The 14,256-nt window shown below is 71.2% G+C and carries 13 protein-coding genes and 1 tRNA gene; 6 read left to right on the forward strand and 8 right to left on the reverse strand.

The annotated features are described in order from the left end of the window. Nucleotides 1–89: 89 nt before the first annotated feature. The gene (locus I4Q55_RS10695; protein ID WP_242545739.1) at nt 90–959 is read right to left on the reverse strand and encodes a hypothetical protein; all 870 of its coding nucleotides are present in this window, start codon (nt 957–959) and stop codon (nt 90–92) included. Nucleotides 960–1,329: 370 nt separating this feature from the next. On the opposite strand from I4Q55_RS10695, the gene I4Q55_RS10700 reads away from it, so the two are divergent. Continuing rightward, nucleotides 1,330–2,367 carry a hypothetical protein gene (locus I4Q55_RS10700; RefSeq protein ID WP_206786505.1) on the forward strand — a complete coding sequence of 346 codons (1,038 nt, stop codon included), beginning with the start codon at nt 1,330–1,332 and terminating at the stop codon, nt 2,365–2,367. A 132-nt stretch (nt 2,368–2,499) separates the two neighbouring features. Further along, a complete protein-coding gene (locus I4Q55_RS10705) occupies nt 2,500–3,945 on the forward strand; it encodes an MFS transporter (RefSeq protein ID WP_206786507.1) in 1,446 nt (481 codons plus the stop codon). Nucleotides 3,946–3,954: 9 nt separating this feature from the next. On the opposite strand, the gene I4Q55_RS10710 is transcribed toward I4Q55_RS10705, so the two are convergent. From I4Q55_RS10710 to I4Q55_RS10730, 5 genes are all read right to left on the reverse strand, one after another. Beyond that, the gene (locus I4Q55_RS10710; protein WP_307793177.1) at nt 3,955–4,521 is read right to left on the reverse strand and encodes a class I SAM-dependent methyltransferase; all 567 of its coding nucleotides are present in this window, start codon (nt 4,519–4,521) and stop codon (nt 3,955–3,957) included. Between the two features lie 42 nt (nt 4,522–4,563). Continuing rightward, nucleotides 4,564–4,785 (reverse strand): hypothetical protein, encoded by a 222-nt coding sequence (locus I4Q55_RS10715; RefSeq protein ID WP_206786510.1) that lies wholly within the window; start codon nt 4,783–4,785, stop codon nt 4,564–4,566. 134 nt (nt 4,786–4,919) lie between these two features. Beyond that, nucleotides 4,920–4,991: transfer RNA gene (locus I4Q55_RS10720), tRNA-Val, on the reverse strand. A gap of 38 nt (nt 4,992–5,029) precedes the next feature. Further along, nucleotides 5,030–5,494, reverse strand: coding sequence for a peroxiredoxin (locus tag I4Q55_RS10725; protein WP_206786512.1), 465 nt, complete (start codon nt 5,492–5,494; stop codon nt 5,030–5,032). 73 nt (nt 5,495–5,567) lie between these two features. Further along, nucleotides 5,568–5,999, reverse strand: a complete 432-nt coding sequence (locus tag I4Q55_RS10730) for a DUF3052 domain-containing protein (protein WP_206786514.1) — start codon at nt 5,997–5,999, stop codon at nt 5,568–5,570. Between the two features lie 416 nt (nt 6,000–6,415). Between I4Q55_RS10730 and aceE the strand changes: the two genes are divergently transcribed. Further along, a complete protein-coding gene (gene aceE, locus I4Q55_RS10735; protein ID WP_206786516.1) occupies nt 6,416–9,211 on the forward strand; it encodes a pyruvate dehydrogenase (acetyl-transferring), homodimeric type in 2,796 nt (931 codons plus the stop codon). Nucleotides 9,212–9,282: 71 nt separating this feature from the next. Further along, nucleotides 9,283–10,494, forward strand: coding sequence for an alpha-hydroxy acid oxidase (locus tag I4Q55_RS10740; protein ID WP_307793190.1), 1,212 nt, complete (start codon nt 9,283–9,285; stop codon nt 10,492–10,494). Here I4Q55_RS10740 and I4Q55_RS10745 read toward each other — a convergent pair. Then, on the reverse strand, nt 10,491–11,234 hold the full coding sequence (locus I4Q55_RS10745; RefSeq protein WP_206786524.1) for an SDR family oxidoreductase: 744 nt from the start codon (nt 11,232–11,234) through the stop codon (nt 10,491–10,493). The genes I4Q55_RS10740 and I4Q55_RS10745 overlap by 4 nt on opposite strands. Before the next feature lie 83 nt (nt 11,235–11,317). Here I4Q55_RS10745 and I4Q55_RS10750 point away from each other — a divergent pair, with 83 nt between their 5' ends. Together I4Q55_RS10750 and I4Q55_RS10755 are read left to right on the forward strand one after the other, a co-directional pair. Next, on the forward strand, nt 11,318–11,911 hold the full coding sequence (locus tag I4Q55_RS10750) for a TetR/AcrR family transcriptional regulator (RefSeq protein ID WP_206786526.1): 594 nt from the start codon (nt 11,318–11,320) through the stop codon (nt 11,909–11,911). Nucleotides 11,912–12,021: 110 nt separating this feature from the next. Then, nucleotides 12,022–13,632 (forward strand): L-lactate permease, encoded by a 1,611-nt coding sequence (locus I4Q55_RS10755; RefSeq protein WP_206786528.1) that lies wholly within the window; start codon nt 12,022–12,024, stop codon nt 13,630–13,632. Here I4Q55_RS10755 and I4Q55_RS10760 read toward each other — a convergent pair. Next, entirely contained in the window at nt 13,613–14,251 is a 639-nt protein-coding gene (locus I4Q55_RS10760; protein WP_206786530.1) for a nicotinamide mononucleotide transporter family protein, read from the reverse strand. The genes I4Q55_RS10755 and I4Q55_RS10760 overlap by 20 nt on opposite strands. Nucleotides 14,252–14,256 lie beyond the last annotated feature (5 nt).

Genomic DNA, 14,256 nt, shown 5'->3' on the forward strand with positions numbered 1-14,256 from the left:
CCCCCCGCGCGCCCCCGCGCCCGCCGCGCCGGCCGGGGGGGGGGGGGCGGGGGGGGGCCCCCCCCCCCGCCCCCCCCACGGCCGGGAAATCAGCCCTTCACCAAGGTGACGACGGTGGTGTCGTCGACCGAGACGTTGGTGTTGTAGACCGGGTCGAGCGCGGTCGCCTGGGTGACGACCTCGGCCTTCCCCTTCTGGAACGGCGTGGTGCCGGTGGGCACCACGGTCGCCTGCCACGGCGCCGGCGTGCCCGGCGTGCAGGCGACCTGCGTCGTGTAGTTGCCGCGGATGATGACGTTGCGCTTGACCTGCGTCGTGGCCCCGCTCAGGGTCACCTTGGCCGCGGCGGTGCAGTCGACGGTGCCGTGCAGGTACGCGTTGCCGTTGAGCGTGCTCGCGGTGCCGTCCGTGGCCACCTTGAGCCCGATCCCGAGCTCCGGCGGAGCCGGCGGGTTCGCGATGTGCACCTCACCGCGCGCGGCGGGCTTGCCGCCTTCGCAGTGCTGCTCGAACGCGGCGTCGAGCGTCTGGACGTACCCGTGCGGCCCGAAGACGACGTTCTGGATGATGAACGTCCCGATCAGTTCGTTGCAGCCCCGGCCGTTCCCGCTCAGACTCAGCCCCGGCGCGTTGGCCCCCTGGAACGGGTACCGGGTCGCTTCGCCGTAGGTGCCCGCGGTCAGGGCCGTGCCGCTGGGTGCGGCCAGGTCGAGCGTCCACCAGTCACTGTTGAAGCCGCTGACGCTCACGGCGATGTGGTTGCGGTCCGCGGACGCGTTGACCGTGAGCCGGTCCTTCGCGTCCGTCGAGTAGGCGTAGGTGCTCCCTCCGCTGATGTAGTCGCCCTCGTCCCCGCTGAACGACAGTGATCCGGTGGCGACCGGCTGCGCCTGCGCCGGCACGGTCCCCACGAGCACGGCGAGCACGGGCACCGCGATGACGGCGGCGGCTCGCTGCAAAAACCCTGAACCCTTCACAGGTTCCCCCTCAGGTGAGTTGGTCACTTGCCGCACTGCCTGTCGGCCGCCGACGATCACCCGTTACGGGCATGCGGGATTTTCGGCGTTTCGCGCAAGAAGTTCGGGTCCTTGCGTGCGGATCTTGACAAAGCGCCCGATCAGCGGGCACGGCGTGCGGCCGTTCGCGTCCCCTCGGCGAATTCGCGGTAGGCCTCGGCGACGGCGTCCCGGGGCGGCCGCCGGCTCCGGCAACCACATTCCCATCAAACCAAAACCTTTGCGCGGCAACAGGAATCCCGTTTCTGTCGGTGCCCGCCACTAGAATCGGAGGTGTTCGGTCGGGGGTTGGCCCGAGATTCGAGGAGGACGTTTGCGCAACAGGGGGAAGTACATCGCGGTGGCGGTGCTCGCGGGGGCGGTACTGGCCGGGGCGCCGGCCACAGCGGCAGCGGCGGAGGGCTGCCAGTGGCGGCAGACCGTCTTGCCGGTGCCGGAGGCCTACCGGCTGGACGGCCTCGGGAAGGGAGACGGAGCGGGGGCGGTCGCCGGCACCTTGTGGCCGGACGCGACCGGCGAGCCGCGCGTGGGCGCGGTGTGGCGGGCGGACGGCGTCCAGGTGCTCGGCGCGGCGTTCGGCCTGGACACCGAACTGATCGACGTGAACGCGGCCGGAGTGGCCGTCGGCTCCTTCATGGATCCGCGGGAGTTCGGGGAGTTCCCCCTGAACCACGCCGTGCGGTACACCGGCGGTCGCTTCGAGCGGCTGCCCGAGCCGCCGGGCTACACCAACAGCAAGGCGTGGCGGGTCAACGCACGCGGTGACGTCGTGGGCCTCGTCGGGGAAACCGCGGCCAACGGGGTGCACCGGCTGGTCCGGTGGCCCGCGGCGGCGCCGGGCACCGTGGAGCTGGTGCCGGTGCCGAGCCAGGAGTACGAGGTCGCGGGAGACATCGACGACGAGGGCACCATCGCGGCGGCCTTCGCCTTCTGGTCCACCGGCGGCGGCCTGGCGGGCTACCTGCTGCGGGAGGCCGGCGATCCCGTCGGTCTCACGTCGCCGGTTTCCACCGGCGACGTCGTTCCGAAGGCCGTCAACGCGGACAGCGTCGCCGGATACGCCGGTGACGGCGGGGCCGGCTACGTGTGGCGGCACGACGGTTCGGTCGAGCGGGCACTGCCTGGGCTGCGATACCCGGACGCGATGAACGCCGCCGGGGATGTCGTCGGATCCGGGCCCTACGGGGAGACGGTGCTCGCCCCCGCCGACGGAGGTCCCACGCAGGTCGTCGTCCTCGGCGGCCAGGACGTCCAGGTGAGCGACATCACCGAGAGCGGCGACGTGCTCGGCAGCGCCACGGTGTACGTGCCGGAGCGCACCAAGGCGCCGGTGCGCTGGCACTGCGGCTGACCACTGTCACGGCCGTCCCGGCGGGTTCGCCGGGACGGCCGTGACCGGCGCGGAAAAATTCCGGAACCCGTGTCCGGTTCCCCGCGGCGGCTCCGACCTCCTGGCAAACGGACCACGGAGAAGGAGCCGAACATGGAGAAGCCGGCCGGACGGCGGGAGTGGCTGGGCCTGGCGGTGCTCGTGCTGCCCACCCTGCTCGTCGCGATGGACATGACGTCGCTGTTCCTCGCGCTGCCGCAGCTGAGCGCCGATCTCGGCGCGAGCAGCACCGAACAGCTGTGGATCACCGACAGCTACGGCTTCGTCGTCGCCGGGTTCGTCATCACCATGGGCACGCTCGGCGACCGGATCGGGCGACGGCGGCTGCTGCTCGCCGGCGGCGGGGCGTTCGGGCTCCTGTCGATCGTCGCCGCGTTCTCGACCGGGCCGGTGATGCTCATCGTCGTCCGCGGGGCGCTCGGGGTGGCGGGGGCGACGCTGATGCCGTCGACGCTCGCCCTGATCACCAACATGTTCCGCGACGAGAAGCAGCGCGGGAAGGCCATCGCGATCTGGGCCACCTGCCAGTTCGCCGGCGGCGCGGCCGGCCCGGTGTTCGCCGGCTTCCTGCTCCAGCACTTCTCGTGGGGCTCGGTCTTCCTGGTCGCCGTCCCGGCCGTCGCCGTGCTGCTCGCCGCGGGGCCGGTCCTGCTGCCGGAGTTCCGCGCCCCGGCGTCCGGCCGGCTGGACCTGCCCGGGGTCGGGCTCTCGCTGGGTGCGGTGCTGCTGATCGTGTTCGGCCTCAAGCAGCTGACCACCGGCTCGCCGGTCCTGCCGGTCGCCGCGATCACCGCCGGGACGCTGCTGGGCATCGCCTTCGCCCGCCGTCAGCTGACGACGCCGTCGCCGCTCCTGGACCTGCGGCTGTTCCGGAGCGGCCCGTTCACCGCGGTGCTGGTGGCGCTGGTGTTCGCCGGGGTCGCGATGGCCGGCGTCGGCCTGCTGGTGACGCAGTACCTGCAGAGCGTCCTCGGCCACTCCCCGGTCGCCGCGGCGCTGCTGTTCGCCCCGATGGGACTCGGCGTGGCGGCGGGCACGATGACGGCGCCGGCGCTCACCCGCCGCTGGACCCCGGCGACGGCGATCGCGGGCGGCCTCGCGGTGTCGGCGGCGGGCAGCCTCCTGCTGGTCCTCACCGACGGCGTGGTGCCGGTGGTGGCGGGCATCACGGTGCTGGCGCTGGGCACGGGCCCGCTGTTCGCGCTGGGCATCGGCCTGGTGGTGGGTTCGGTCCCGCCGGAGCGCGCGGGCTCGGCGGCCTCGATGGCGGACACGGGCAACTACCTGGGCGGCTCGCTGGGCATGGCGCTCATCGGCCTGACCGCGGCGGCGGTGTACCACGGCGTGTTCCCGGCGGGCACCACGCCGGCCGTCGACGTCACCCGGCCGGAGCTGGCCGAGCAGGCGAAGGCGGCGTTCACGACGGCGCTGAACGTGACGGGCGTGATCGCGGCCGGGTTGTTCGCGGGCCTGGCACTGCTGGTGACGACGCTGCGCCGCATGAAGGCCGTCGCACCGGAACCGGCCATGGCGGGGTGAACGGCGATGTCACCGCTGGAAGTGCCAGACGACCAGCGCCGGCGCGCCCCGCGGCGACGGCTCGTGCCGCTTCGGGCACCAGGGCGGCCAGGCTCCACGGCCACAGGTCCCACGGTCCGGGCGTGGCTGCCGGTTCCGTAGCGGCAAGCTGTCCACCGCTGGTTCCTCGCACCGGCGCACCTGCAGTCCCGCCGCCGGCGCGGCACGAAGGTAGTCCCCGATCGGGTGACGGTGGGAAGCCAGCCGGCCGGGCCTGCCGTCGGCACCGCGCACGGGCGGGACCGCGCCCCGCGGCACCCGGGTGCGCGCCCACGCGAGCATCTCGGGCGAGCGGTCGATCCCGATGACCCGGTGGCCGCGCCCGGCCAGGAGCCCGGCGTAGCGACCGGTCCCGCAGGCGGCATCGAGCGCCACCCCCGCGGGCAGCGCGCCGACGATCTCGGTGACCACGGGCTCGTCGAGGTCGAAGGCGGAATTGGGCCGGTCGTAGGTCGCCGACCACAACCGGTAGCCGGTGCCGGTGCCGACCCGCTCGACTTCCACGGCGGCGTCGGCCAGCGCCTCGTCGGCGAGCACCCGGCGGAGGCCAGTGACGTGCCCGGCGGGTGGGCCAGCGAATTAGAAGCCGCCGTAGAACCACCAGGTGCCGCCGCCCTGGAGTGACCAGTAGCAGGGGTCGCTGTAGTTGAACAACACCCTGGCGCTCTCGCACTCCCCTTCGGTGGCGAACGGGCCGTAGTAGTCGCCGGCCTCCTTCGCGCTCGCCACGCCACCCAGCGAAAGAGTCAGCACCGCGGCGGCTCCCGCCCCGATCACCAGGTTCTTCACGGCACGCTTCACGTTCGGACACTCCTGACCGCCGGGGTGACGTTTCGCCGAGGCGAAGATCAACACCGGCCAGTGTGCGACAACCCGAGAAGCGCCGCGCGGCGAAACCCGCCAACCACCCGAACGGGACCGCGGTGGGCAATCGGTGGGCGCAGCAGGGTTCGAACCTGCGACCGCTCGGGTGTAAGCCGAGTGCTCTTCCGCTGAGCTATGCGCCCGGACGGCGACGGCCCGGGAGGACCGCCGCCGCGAAAACTCAGGCCGTCAGTTCGGCCACGGCCTTCTTCCAGCCCTGCTGGTCGCGCGCCTCGCCCGGCGCGTTGACCTCGGCGAACCGCACGACGCCGTCCTTGTCGATCAGGAACGTGCCGCGCACGGCCAGGCCGGCGTCGGAGTTGAACACGCCGTACGCCTGGGCCACCTCGCCGTGCGGCCAGAAGTCGGACAGCAGCGGGAACTGGTAGCCCTCCTTCTCGGCCCACGCCTTGAGCGAGAACGGCGTGTCGACCGAGACGCCCAGGACCTGGATGCCCTTGTTGTCGTAGTCCGCGAACTCGTCGCGGAGCTGGCACAGCTCGCCCGTGCAGATGCTGCTGAACGCGAACGGGTAGAACACCAGCAGCACCGGCTTGTCACCGCGGAACGACGACAGTTGGACCGGCTGCTTGTTGTAGTCGTTGAGCGTGAAGTCAGGGGCCTCAGAACCGACCTCGACGGTCATACCAGCGTTTCCTCTCCCGAACGGACACGTGCCTGCGACAACAACCCTATCGTGTCCGTCCGGCGGGACTTGTTCAGCGCTGCTTCGACTTCGACTTCGGCGACACCAGGCGGGTGCCGATCCAGTTCGGGCCGACACTGATGTTGGCGGTCTGGGCCAGTCCGACGGCGGGCACCGCTTCGGCGATTTCGCTCGGCTCGACGTGCCCTGGCTGTCCCGTCTTGGGGGTCAGGACCCAGATCACCCCGGTTTCCTCCAGGGGGCCCCTGGCGTCGATGAGCGCGTCGCCCAGGTCGCCGTCGTCCTCGCGCCACCAGAGCAGCACCACGTCGATGACCTCGTCGGCGTCCTCGTCGAGGATTTCCCCGCCGATCTGCTCCTCGATCGCCGCGCGGACGTCGTCGTCGACGTCCTCGTCCCAGCCGATCTCCTGGACCACCATCTCGGGCTTGATGCCGAGCCTCTCGGCGACGCTGCTCTGATCAGCGTCTCCCGCGGCGACCACTGCTTTCACTCCTCCAACTACGACGGAGCGTGGCTTCGCAGCACCCTCGGAGGGTACGACTCCGCCACACTCGGCGACCCGGTTGCCGATAGCGAACACTGGTGAGGCTCCGCGCGCAACCGTCCACACCGGATCTTTGACAACTCGTGTCGCAGGATACGGCCCGCCGGCGGTCGCCCGCGACGGCGTTTCGGGTGCCTGGCGCCCCCGGTCTGCCACCCCACCGGGGGTCGTCCCCTAGGGTGGGGAGGAAGAAAACGCGCGCGCGATACACCGCGCGCTGGGAGTGGCTCGACCGGGTCGGCCTATGTTACCGCCAAGTAGCGGTGCGGAAGCCGGGACGGAAGACGACGATGGAGAGTCGTACACCCCCGCGTACGAGCACCACCGGCTACAACTTTTCGCAAGGAGACCCCTTGGCCCCGCAGAACGACGGCGCCTCCGGCAAGGAGACCCCGGCACGCGTACGCGTCATCCGTGACGGACTGGCGGCGCACCTGCCCGACATCGACCCGGAGGAGACCGCCGAGTGGCTGGACTCCTTCGACGAGGCCCTGGCGAGGGGCGGGCAGCAGCGAGCCCGGTACCTGATGCTGCGCATCCTCGAGCGGGCCCGGGAGCGGAACGTCGGCGTCCCGGCTCTGACCTCGACGGACTACGTCAACACCATCCCCACCGAGAACGAGCCCTGGTTCCCGGGCGACGAGGACATCGAGCGCCGCTACCGCGCCTGGATCCGCTGGAACGCGGCGATCATGGTGCACCGCGCGCAGCGCCCGGGCGTCGGTGTCGGCGGTCACATCTCGACCTACGCCTCCTCGGCCGCCCTCTACGAGGTGGGCTTCAACCACTTCTTCCGCGGCAAGGACCACTCCGGCGGCGGCGACCAGATCTACATCCAGGGTCACGCCTCCCCCGGCATCTACGCCCGCGCCTTCCTCGAAGGCCGGCTCTCCGAGTCGCAGCTCGACGGCTTCCGCCAGGAGTACAGCCACGCGGGTGAGGGCGGCGGCCTGCCGTCGTACCCGCACCCGCGGCTGATGCCGGAGTTCTGGGAGAACCCGACGGTGTCGATGGGCCTCGGCCCGATGAACGCCATCTACCAGGCCCGGTTCAACCGCTACCTGCGCGACCGCGGCATCAAGAACACCGACGACCAGCACGTCTGGGCGTTCCTCGGCGACGGCGAGATGGACGAGGCCGAGTCGCGGGGCCTCATCCACGTGGCCGCCGGCGAAGGCCTCGACAACCTGACCTTCGTGATCAACTGCAACCTGCAGCGGCTCGACGGCCCGGTGCGCGGCAACGGCAAGATCATCCAGGAGCTGGAGTCGTACTTCCGCGGCGCCGGCTGGAACGTCATCAAGGTGATCTGGGGCCGCGAGTGGGACTCGCTGCTGCACGCCGACCGCGACGGCGCGCTGGTCAACCTGATGAACGTCACCCCGGACGGTGACTACCAGACGTACAAGGCCAACGACGGCGCCTTCGTCCGCGAGCACTTCTTCGGCCGCGACCCGCGGACGAAGGATCTGGTCAAGGACCTCTCCGACGCCGACATCTGGAACCTCAAGCGCGGCGGCCACGACTACCGCAAGGTGTACGCGGCGTACAAGGCGGCGCTGGAGCACCACGGCCAGCCGACGGTGATCCTGGCCCACACGATCAAGGGCTACGGCCTGGGCCCGGCGTTCGAGGGCCGCAACGCCACGCACCAGATGAAGAAGCTCACCCTCGACGACCTGAAGCTGTTCCGCGACTCGCAGCGGATCCCGATCAGCGACGAGGAGCTCGAGCGCGACCCGAAGCTGCCGCCGTACTACCACCCGGGCGCCAACTCGCCCGAGATCGAGTACATGATCGGCCGCCGCAAGGCGCTCGGCGGCTTCCTGCCGGAACGCCGTCCGAAGGCCGCGAAGGCGCTGGTCCTGCCCGGCGACAAGGTCTACGAGGGCATCCGGAAGGGCTCCGGCAAGCAGGAGGTCGCCACCACCATGGCGTTCGTCCGGCTGGTCCGCGAGCTGGCGAAGGACTCCGAGATCGGCAAGCGCGTCGTCCCGATCATCCCGGACGAGGCCCGCACCTTCGGCCTCGACTCGATGTTCCCGACGGCGAAGATCTACAACCCGCACGGCCAGACGTACACGTCGGTCGACGCGAGCCTGATGCTGGCCTACAAGGAGTCCGAGAAGGGCCAGCTGCTGCACGAGGGCATCAACGAGGCGGGCTCGACCGCGTCGTTCACCGCCGTCGGCACGTCGTACGCCACGCACGGCGAGCCGATGATCCCGATCTACATCTTCTACTCGATGTTCGGCTTCCAGCGGACCGGTGACGGCCTGTACGCGGCCGCCGACCAGATGGCCCGCGGGTTCGTCCTCGGCGCCACCGCCGGCCGGACCACGCTGACGGGCGAGGGCCTGCAGCACGCGGACGGGCACTCGCTGCTGCTGGCGGCGACGAACCCGGCCGCGGTCACCTACGACCCGGCGTGGTCGTTCGAGATCGCGCACATCGTCAAGGACGGTCTCCGCCGGATGTACGGCGAGACGGGCCCGGACGGCAACGGCGAGAACATCTTCTACTACATGACGATCTACAACGAGCCCTACCAGCAGCCCGCCGAGCCGGAGAACCTCGACGTCGACGGCCTGCTGAAGGGTCTGTACAAGTACGCCGACGCCCCCGCGGGCGACGGCCCCGAGGTGCAGATCCTGGTCTCGGGCGTCACGATGCCGGACGCGCTCAAGGCGCAGAAGATGCTCGCCGAGGAGTGGGGTGTGCGGGCCGCGGTGTGGTCGGCCACGTCGTGGACCGAGCTGCGGCGCGAAGCCGTCGAGATCGACCACGACAACCTGCTCTACCCGGGCAGCGAGCCGCGCGTGCCGTACGTGACCGAGAAGCTGCGCGGCGCGAACGGGCCGGTCGTGGCGGTGTCGGACTGGATGCGCGCGGTGCCGGACCTGATCCGCCCGTACGTCCCGACCGACATGCTGACGCTGGGCACGGACGGCTTCGGCTTCTCCGACACCCGGCCCGCGGCGCGGCGGAAGTTCCTGGTCGACGCCGAGTCGATCACCGTCGGGGCGCTGTCGATCCTCGCCAAGCGCGGCGAGGTCGACAAGGCGAAGGTCCTCGAAGCGGCCACGAAGTACCGGCTCGACGACATCGCGGCCGCCGGGCCGCAGACGTCGGATTCCGGGAACGCGTGACCTGCTGCTAGGTTCAGGGCCCGGCAGACATCGGATGTCTGCCGGGCCCTTGCGCGTAGGGAGTGATGAAGGTGACGAAGCGCCGGCTGCCCAAGCCGAGTGAGCTGCAGCAGATCCTGCGGCCGAAGCCGATCGTGCTGAACCCGACGGACCGGCGGCTGGCGAACGCGCACACCATCGCCGACCTGCGGACGATCGCGCGCAAGCGCACCCCGCGGGCGGCGTTCGACTACACCGACGGCGCGGCCGAGCTGGAGGACAGCCTGCGCCGCGCCCGGCAGGCCTACCGGCGCGTCGAGTTCCACCCGAACGTGCTGCGCGGGGTGTCCGACGTGGACACCAGCCGCGAGATCCTCGGCAAGACGTCCGCGCTGCCGTTCGCCTTCGCCCCCACCGGCTTCACCCGCATGATGCAGCACGAGGGCGAGCGCGCGGTGGCCCGCGTCGCCGAGCGCACCGGCATCCCGGTCGGGCTCTCGACGATGGCGACGACGTCGATCGAAGACCTCGCCGAGGCCGCCCCGGGTGCCCGCAAGTGGTTCCAGCTCTACGTCTGGCGCGACCACGGCGCCGGCGAAGATCTGATGAATCGGGCGTGGGCTGCGGGCTACGACACGCTGATGCTGACGGTCGACACGCCGGTCGGCGGCGCCCGGCTGCGCGACGTCCGCAACGGCCTGACCATCCCGCCGGCGCTGACGCTCAAGACGTTCCTCGACGGCGCGCTGCACCCGGCGTGGTGGTTCAACCTGCTCACCACCGAGCCGCTGCGGTTCGCCTCGCTCAGCCACTTCGACGGCACCGTGGCCGAGCTGCTCAACAAGCTGTTCGACCCGACGCTGAACTACGACGACCTCGACTGGGTCCGCCGGACCTGGCCGGGGAACCTGGTGGTCAAGGGCGTGCAGAACGTCGACGACGCCCGCGACGTCGTCAAGCACGGCGCGGACGCGGTGCTGATCTCGAACCACGGCGGCCGCCAGCTCGACCGCGCGCCGACGCCGCTGGAGCTGCTCCCGGCGGTCCTCGACGAGATCCAGGGCGAGGCGGAGGTCTGGATCGACACGGGCATCCTGTCCGGCGGCGACATCGTGGCGGCCATCGCCCGCGGCGCCGACGCGGTCCTGATCGGCCGCGCGTTCCTGTACGGCCTGATGGCCGGCGGCGAGCGCGGCGTCCAGCGCTGCGTGGACATCCTGCGGACCGAGCTGGTCCGCACGATGCAGCTGCTCGGCGTCCGGACCCTGAATGACCTGACGCCGAGCCACGCCACCTTGCGTTAAACCTGTGCCGCGCCGCCGTCGACGAAGAACTCGACGCCGTTGACGAAGCTCGCCTCCGCCGACGCCAGGAACAGCGCCGCGGCGGCGATTTCCGCGGGGTCACCGAGGCGGCCCAGCGGGACCCTGGCGACGAGGTCGTCGACCAGGCCCTGCTGCGCGTCCTCGTCCACCAGGCTGAGCAGGCCCGGGGTGTGCGTCGGTCCGGGGCTCAGGACGTTGACCCGTGTGCCCGTCCCCTTCAGGTCGAGCGCCCAGCTGCGGGCGAAGTTGCGTACGGCCGCTTTCGTCGCCGCGTAGACACTGAAGGCCGGGCTGACCCGCGTCGACGTCGTCGAGCCGGTGAGAATGATCGACGCGTTCGCGTTCAGCAGCGGCAGCGCCTTCTGGACGGTGAAGAGCACGCCCTTGACGTTGGTGCCGAAGGTCGCGTCGAACTGCTCCTCGGTGATCTCGCCGAGCGGGGCGAACACGCCGCTGCCAGAGTTGGCCACCACGACGTCCAGGCCGCGGCCGCGTTCGGCGATCGCGCGGTAGACCTCGTCCAGGTCGGCGAGGTTCGAGGAATCGGCGCGGATCGCCTGCACCGAGCCGCCGATCTCGGCGGCGGCGTCGTCGAGGACCTCCTTGCGCCGTCCGGTGATGACGACGTGCGCGCCCTCCGCCGCGAACCGCTTCGCGATCCCCAGCCCGATGCCGGTCCCGGCGCCGGTCACGAGCGCGGTCTTGTTCGCCAGCTTCATGCTGCCCTCCCAAATTCTTGACTGTCTCGTCCAGAACGTACGCCGTTCTGGACGAAGCAGTCAAGAATGCCTATCCTGGAGCCATGGCGAGACCCCGCGGCTTCGACGAAGGCGCGGTCCTGCGCACGGCGCGGGACCGGTTCTGGTCGACCGGCTACGCGGGCACGAAGATCGACGACATCGCCGCCGCGACCGGCCTCGGCAAAGGCAGCCTCTACGGCGCCTTCGGCGACAAGCACGCCCTCTTCGTGCGCATCTTCGACGACCACTGCGCCACCGCGGTCGAAGGCGTGCGCCGCAAGCTCGAGGGCCCCGACAGCGAGGCCTACCAGCGCCTCCGCGACTACGTCCTGGCCGACGCCGAATCCGTCGCCGCGGACGACATCCACCGGGGCTGCCTCATCGCGAAAGCCGCCGCCGAGTGCGCGGAGCACGACCCCGAGATCGCGAACCGCGCCCGCAAGGCGTTCCGCGAACTGAACAGCCTGCTGACGGCCTGCGTCGCGGGAGCCCAGCGCGCGGGGGACATCGCCGGCGGGCACGACCCGGCCCGGCTGGCCGGCCTCCTGCTGGCGACCATGCGCGGCATCGAAGCCCTCGGCAAGGGCGGCTGCGACCAAGCCGACCTGCGCGGCATCGCCGAGACCGCGCTCGCGGTGCTGCCGGTCAACTCTTGACCGGTTGGGCCAACTGGTCTCAAGTTCTTGACGGACCGCCTGGTTTGTGACGAAGATCTCGGACACCCGCCGAAAGGCCGTTTTCGCATCGTGGAAAACGGAGGTCGCCCGTGTTCGTCCAAGATCTCACTCCCCTCGGCTCCCTGGGCCTCTCCGCGCTCGTCGCCGTGCTCCCGCTGGCCACCGTCCTCGTGCTGCTCGGCGCCGTCCGGATGCGGGCGCACCACGCCGCCCTCCTCGGGCTGCTCGTCGCGCTCGTCGTCGGCATCGCCGCGTACGGGATGCCGGTCGTGCAGGCCGTCTCCGGGGCGCTGCAGGGTGCCGCCTTCGGGCTGTGGCCGATCATGTGGATCGTCGTCAACGCGCTGTGGATCTACCGGCTCACCGTGCGGACCGGGCACTTCGACGTCCTGCGCCGCTCGTTCGGCCGGATCTCCGACGACCCGCGCATCCAGGCGCTGATCATCGCCTTCTGCTTCGGCGCGCTCATGGAGGCCCTCGCCGGGTTCGGCGCGCCGGTCGCGATCAGCGCCGTGATGCTGGTCGCCGTCGGGTTCCACCCGGTCAAGGCGGCCGTCGTCGCGCTGGTCGCCAACACCGCGCCGGTCGCGTTCGGGGCCATGGGCACCCCGGTCGTGACGCTGGCGCAGGTCACCGGCCTGCCGCTGCAGGACGTCTCGTCGATCGTCGGGCGCCAGACGCCGCTGCTCGCCCTCGTCGTGCCGCTGCTGCTGGTGATCATCGTCGACGGCAAGCGCGGCCTGAAGGACACCTGGCTGCCCGCGCTGGTCTGCGGCGTCGCGTTCGGGCTCGTGCAGTTCCTCGCCTCGAACTACGTGTCCCCGCAGCTGGCCGACATCGGCGCGGCGCTGGCCGGCGCGGCCGCGCTCGTGGCGCTCCCCCACACCCGCCGCCCGGTGCCCGAAGCCGTCCGGATCGGCTCCGGCGGGACGGCGACCGCCGAAACGCCGCCGGCGGATTCGCGCGACGACGTCGTCAAGGCCTACCTGCCGTACCTGCTCATCATCGTGATCTTCTCGATCGCCGTGCTGCCGCCGGTCAAGCGGCTGCTGGACAAGGCGACCTGGAAGTTCCACTGGCCCGGCCTGAACGTCGCCGCGCCGAACGGGAAACCGGTGTCCGGCAACACGTTCTCGCTGCCGCTGCTCAACACCGGCGGCACGCTCGTGCTGCTGGCCGGCGTCGTCACGGCGGCGATCCTCGCGGTGAAGGCGGGCGACACCGCGCGGGAGTGGCTGGCCACGGTCAAGGAGCTGCGGTTCGCGATCCTCACCGTGACCGGCGTGCTCGCGCTGGCCTACGTCATGAACCTGTCCGGCCAGACGACCACCATCGGCACGTTCATCGCCGCCGCGGGCGCCGGGCTCGCGTTCCTCTCGCCGGTGCTGGGCTGGTTCGGCGTCGCCGTCTCGGGGTCGGACACCTCGGCCAACGCGCTGTTCGGCGCCCTGCAGGTGACGGCGGCGCACCAGACCGGCCTGCCCGCGGACCTGCTGGCCGCGGCGAACAGCTCCGGCGGCGTCCTCGGCAAGATGGTCTCGCCGCAGAACCTCACGATCGCCTGCGTGGCGGCGAACCTGCCCGGCGAAGAGGGGAAGCTGCTGCGGAAGGTGCTGCCGTGGAGCATCGGGCTGCTGCTGGTGATGTGCCTGATCGTCTGGGGTCAGAGCACCGCGGCGCTCAGCTGGATGCTGCCGTGACCCCGGGCCGGGCGGCGACGCGCTGAGCCGAGCGGTTCCAGCTCCACCAGCCGTGCACGACGAGGCCGGCGAACACGATGTAGATCGCGGCGGAGAAGTACAGCCCGGACGAGATCTGCAGCGGCACGCCGATCGCGTCGACGGCCAGCCAGACCAGCCAGAACTCCACCAGCCCGAGCCCCTGCGCCGCGAAGGCGACGAGGGTGCCGACGAAGATGGCGGCGTCCGGCCAGGGCGCCCAGGACGCGTTCAGCGCGTCGAGGACCAGCGCCATCACCGTGGTGCCGACGACGAAGGCGCCGATCATGGCGAGCCGTTCGGCGAGCCGGCCCTTCCGGACGACGACGCCGAACACCGGGTCCTGGCGGCGCGTCCAGGCCCACCAGCCGTAGACGGAGATGGCGAGGATGGCGACCTGCCGCGCGGCGAGCCCGCCGAGGTGCGCGGAGACGTAGACGGCGAACAGCAGCACGGTGGCCCCGACCTGCACCGGCCACGTCCACAGGGTGCGACGCTGCGCGAGGAACACGACGGCGAGCGCGAACACCTGCCCGGCGAGCTCCGCGATCGAAATCCACTGGCCGAGCACGGTGATCCCGTGGTGCAGCAGGAAGTCCACGTCAC

The sequence above is a fragment of the Amycolatopsis sp. MtRt-6 genome (genome assembly GCF_017308975.1).
Classification (GTDB): domain Bacteria; phylum Actinomycetota; class Actinomycetes; order Mycobacteriales; family Pseudonocardiaceae; genus Amycolatopsis.